We start from the raw sequence: 4,205 nt of genomic DNA, 5'->3' as shown, positions 1-4,205 counted from the left end.
GGCCTATTTCGCGCTTCCCGCCGAGCCCGCCGCCCACAATGTTCCGTCCGCGCTGGGATTGGCGCTCGCCCTTTGGGCCGCCACCCGGCGCCGGTCGCGCCCGGCGGCGCGGGCGCTGCTGGCGCTCCTGCTCGTTCTGGGCGGCATGGGCATCGCGCAATGGCAGACCATGGCGCGCGCGACGCCCATGCTCGGCGCCGAGGTGACGACGCATCTGACCGGGCGGATCGCGCGCATCGAGGCGCGGCCGAACGGCGCAATCCGCTACACGCTCGACGTGATCGCCACCGAGCGGCCGCATCTGCGCCACGCGCCGGACCGGGTCCGCGTCAGCGCCCGATCACCGGCCGAGGGCGTGCGCGTCGGCGATGGCCTCAAGGGGGTCGCGCGTCTGTTTCCCCTGTCGGGACCGGCGCGGCCGGGCGGTTACGACTTCGCCTTCCATGGCTTCTTCGCCGGCCACGGCGCGAACGGTTTCTTTTACGGCGCGCCGGCGCCGGTGGCCGTGCCGCCCGCCAAGGGCCTGATGCGGGGGCTGGCGAGGCGCCTCCAGAACGCGCGGCTGTGGCTGGGCGGGCGCATTCGCGCCGCCGCGCCCGGCGAAACGGGCACCGTTGCGGCCGCGCTCGTCAATGGCGACAAGTCGGCCATTCCCGAGCCGGTGAACGAGGCGCTGCGCATCTCGGGCCTGGCGCACATTCTGACGATCTCGGGGTTGCACATGGCGCTGGTCGCCGGCACGGTGATGGCTGTCCTGCGCGCGGCCTTCGCCCTGTCCGGAACGCTCGCCTCGGGCCGCGCGATCAAGAAGCATGCCGCGCTCGCCGCCTTCGCGGCGATCTTCGTCTACCTGTTCCTGGCCGGGGCGGGCGTCGCCACCCAGCGCTCCTTCACCATGCTGGCGGTGATGCTGGCCGCCCTGATGCTCGACCGGCGCGCCATTTCCAAGCGCAACCTTGCCATCGCCGCGATCATCATCATCGTCCTGTTTCCGGCGTCGGTGGTCGGCCCGAGCTTTCACATGTCGTTCGCGGCGACCTTGGCGCTGATCGCGCTCTACGACATCTGGACCCGCGCCCGCGCCGAGCGGCTGCGCCGGTCCGGCGCCGGGTGGCGACGGCCGGAGGGCATGGCGGCCGCCCGGCAGGGCGCCTTGCGGTTCGTGACGGCGCTCGCGGCGACCTCGATCGTCGCCGGCGCGGCCAGCGGGCTCTATGCGGCCTACCATTTCCAGCGCGTGGCCGTGCTTGGCCTGGTGACCAATCTTGCGGCCATGCCGATCGTCTCCTTCGTGACCATGCCGCTGGCGATCGTGGCGACGCTGGCCATTCCGTTCGGCCTGGACGGCCCGCTCTACGCCATGATGGCGGCAAGCGCCGGCTGGATCATGGCGATCGCGCAATGGGTGGCCGACCGGTCGCCCGACGGCATGGTGGGCGCGATGTCGAACGGCGCGATGCTCATGGCCACGGCGGCGCTGGCCTGGCTGTGCATCTGCCGCACCTGGCTGAGATGGGGCGCGCTGCTGCCGGCCGTCCTCGCCGCCGTCCTGATGGGTCAGCGCGACGCCCCGCTCGCCGTCATCTCCGAGGACGGCCGGCAGATGGCCATCGTCCGGCCGGACGGGTCGCTCGCCGTCAACCGGTCAAGGCCGAACGGCTTCATCCTCGAACAGTGGCGGCAAGCCTATGCGGCGCGCGAGGTGGTCGGGCCCGAGCGGTCGGAGGCGGGCGCCACCCATCCCGGCCGGGCGGAAAAGGGCCGCCCCACCCATGCCGGGGGACCGATGGCGATGCGCTGCGCGGAAAACATGTGCACCGGCCTTGCGGTCGGCGACGGCGCCTATCTGGCGATGGCGATCCTCAGCGCGCCGCTTTCCGAACGGCTGGAGCCCGGAGACGGCCAGCCCCCGGCCGGTCGACCCGCGGCCGGCCTGTGCGGCCGGTTCGACCTGATCGTTCTCGCCTATGCGCCGGCAATGTCTCCGTGCACCGATGGGACCCTGGTCGTCACCGCGCAGGAATTGGCGCTCAAGGGTAGCGCCGAGGTGCGCCTAGGCCGGCCGGCGGGAGACGGTCGGGCTGTGCCGATCGTAAGCCACGCCGTTTCGATGCCGCTGCGCCCTTGGCACGATCATCGCCGATGGGGCCGCGCGGCCCGCAATCTGGCGCCGCGCCGGTGAGTTCCGGACCCGCATATGATGGACCGGACCCCGCCCCGAGCCGGGGACCGCTGCCCGGGACAAGCCGCGCCGGAACCGGCCTCAGTAACGGCGCACGAGACCGACCAGCCGTCCCTGGATCCGCACCCGGTCAGGTCCGAAAATGCGGGTTTCATAGGCCGGATTGGCCGCCTCCAGCGCGATCGAGGCGCCCTTGCGGCGGAACCGCTTGAGCGTGGCTTCCTCATCGTCGACCAGCGCGACGACGATCTCGCCCGGATTGGCCGTTTCGATGCGCCTGACGACGACGGTGTCGCCGTCCAGGATGCCGGCATTGATCATCGAATCGCCTTCGACGTCGAGGGCGTAGTGCTCGCCCTTGCCCATCATGTCCGGCGGGACGGCGAGCGTCCGGGTCCGGTTCTCGATCGCCGAGATGGGGACGCCGGCGGCGATCCTGCCCATTACGGGCACGCTCAGATCGTCATTGGCGCCGGCGGGCGCCTCGCGCGCGGGCGCAGCGGAGCCGGCGGGCGTGCCCGGCCGACCGAGACCGCCCTCGACGATGCTGGGCGAAAAGCGCTGGCGCACCTGATTGATCGGCTGCATGGCCTCGGGCAGCTTGATCACTTCGAGCGCGCGCGCCCGGTTCGGAAGCCGGCGGATGAAGCCGCGCTCCTCAAGCGCCGTGATCAGACGGTGAATGCCCGACTTCGACGCCAGATCCAGCGCCTCCTTCATCTCGTCGAAGGAGGGCGGCACGCCGGTCTCCTTCAACCGCTCGTTGATGAACATCAAAAGGTCGAGTTGTTTGCGCGTCAGCATGGCGATTCCGGAAACAAACGAAAACAAACGTCGAACAGACGATAACCGTTCCATTTGTGTTCCGCAAGGGATAATATCCGGTTAACCGCCGTTCTTTTTGGGCCGCCTGCGAAATCGAGCGCGCCTTCGAGCACAAGGCGGGCGCCCGGGCCGGCGCCCTGCGGATTGCCCGCTTTGGCGCCTATGCGGTGACGTGCCCTTCGGGGTGGGCCGAAAGGGCTTTGCACGAGCGGTGAATTTGCCTAAACGCACGATCATGACCAGGCGCACGGCGATCTATGCGGGCTCGTTCGACCCGCTGACCAACGGGCACCTGTCCGTGCTGCGGGCGGGGCTCGCGCTGTTCGATCACGTCATCGTCGCCATCGGCATGCATGCGGGAAAGAAGAAGGGCCTTTTCGGCTTCGAGGAACGCGAACGGCTGATCCGCGCCGCGCTCGACGAGACCGGCATGGCCGGCGAGCGCGTCTCCGTGATCGCATTCGACGGGCTGGTGGTCGACGCCGCTCGCAAGCTGGGCGCGGCGGCCATGGTGCGGGGCCTGCGCGATTCGACCGATTACGCCTACGAGATGCAGATGGCGGGCATGAACATGGCGATGGCGCCCGACGTCGAGACCGTCTTCGTGCCGGCCGAAGCCGGCACCCGTCCCATCGCGGCCACATTGGTGCGCCAAATCGCCGCGATGGGCGGCGATGTCTCGCACTTCGTGCCCCCATCGGTGAACGCGGCGCTCAAGGCGCATTTCGCCGCCTGATCACGCCCTTTCGCAAGGAGGCACACCCGATGCGCTTGACCAGACGAACCCTGACCGCGACCCTTGCGGCCCTGACCGCAGGCCTTGCCGGCACAAGCCTGGCGACGGCGCAACCGGACGCCGAGAACAGCTTGATCATCACGCTCAAGGATGGCGAGGTGGTCGTCGATCTCCTGCCGGACCTGGCGCCGCGCCACGTCGAGCGGATCAAGACGCTGGCGCGGATGGGCGCCTATGACGATGTGGCGTTTCACCGTGTGATCGACGGTTTCATGGCGCAGACGGGCGATGTGCGCTTCGGCGACATGGAAGACGGCTTCGACCCCCGCCGTGCGGGCACGGGTGGCTCGGACATGCCCGATCTGCCGGCCGAGTTTTCCAATGAGCCGTTCCTGCGCGGTACGATCGGCATGGCGCGGGCGCAGCCGCCCGATTCGGCGAATTCGCAATTTTTCATCATGT

The 4,205-nt window shown here is 69.6% G+C and carries 4 protein-coding genes; 3 read left to right on the top strand and 1 reads right to left on the bottom strand.

The window, feature by feature from the left end:
* The coding region (locus AC5E6L_RS14540; RefSeq protein WP_491774242.1) for a ComEC/Rec2 family competence protein at positions 1–2,182 on the top strand (2,182 nt) is incomplete at its 5' end.
* An 81-nt stretch (positions 2,183–2,263) separates the two neighbouring features.
* Here the strand turns inward: AC5E6L_RS14540 and lexA are convergent.
* Positions 2,264–2,986 (bottom strand): transcriptional repressor LexA, encoded by a 723-nt coding sequence (gene lexA, locus AC5E6L_RS14535; protein ID WP_491774240.1) that lies wholly within the window; start codon positions 2,984–2,986, stop codon positions 2,264–2,266.
* A gap of 256 nt (positions 2,987–3,242) precedes the next feature.
* On the opposite strand from lexA, the gene coaD reads away from it, so the two are divergent.
* The gene (coaD, locus tag AC5E6L_RS14530) at positions 3,243–3,743 is read left to right on the top strand and encodes a pantetheine-phosphate adenylyltransferase (protein ID WP_491774238.1); all 501 of its coding nucleotides are present in this window, start codon (positions 3,243–3,245) and stop codon (positions 3,741–3,743) included.
* A gap of 29 nt (positions 3,744–3,772) precedes the next feature.
* On the top strand, positions 3,773–4,205 hold a 433-nt coding region (locus AC5E6L_RS14525; protein ID WP_491774236.1), incomplete at its 3' end, for a peptidylprolyl isomerase.

This window comes from Roseitalea sp. (assembly GCF_984466335.1).
Note: the sequence above shows the minus strand (reverse complement) of the source record. Positions and strands in the feature narration are given on the sequence as shown.

Bases quoted from the DNA above. Each gene is read 5' to 3' on its own strand.
- lexA (WP_491774240.1), bottom strand. From the start codon at position 2,986: ATGCTGACGCGCAAACAACTCGACCTTTTGATGTTCATCAACGAGCGG.
- coaD (WP_491774238.1), top strand. From the start codon at position 3,243: ATGACCAGGCGCACGGCGATCTATGCGGGCTCGTTCGACCCGCTGACC.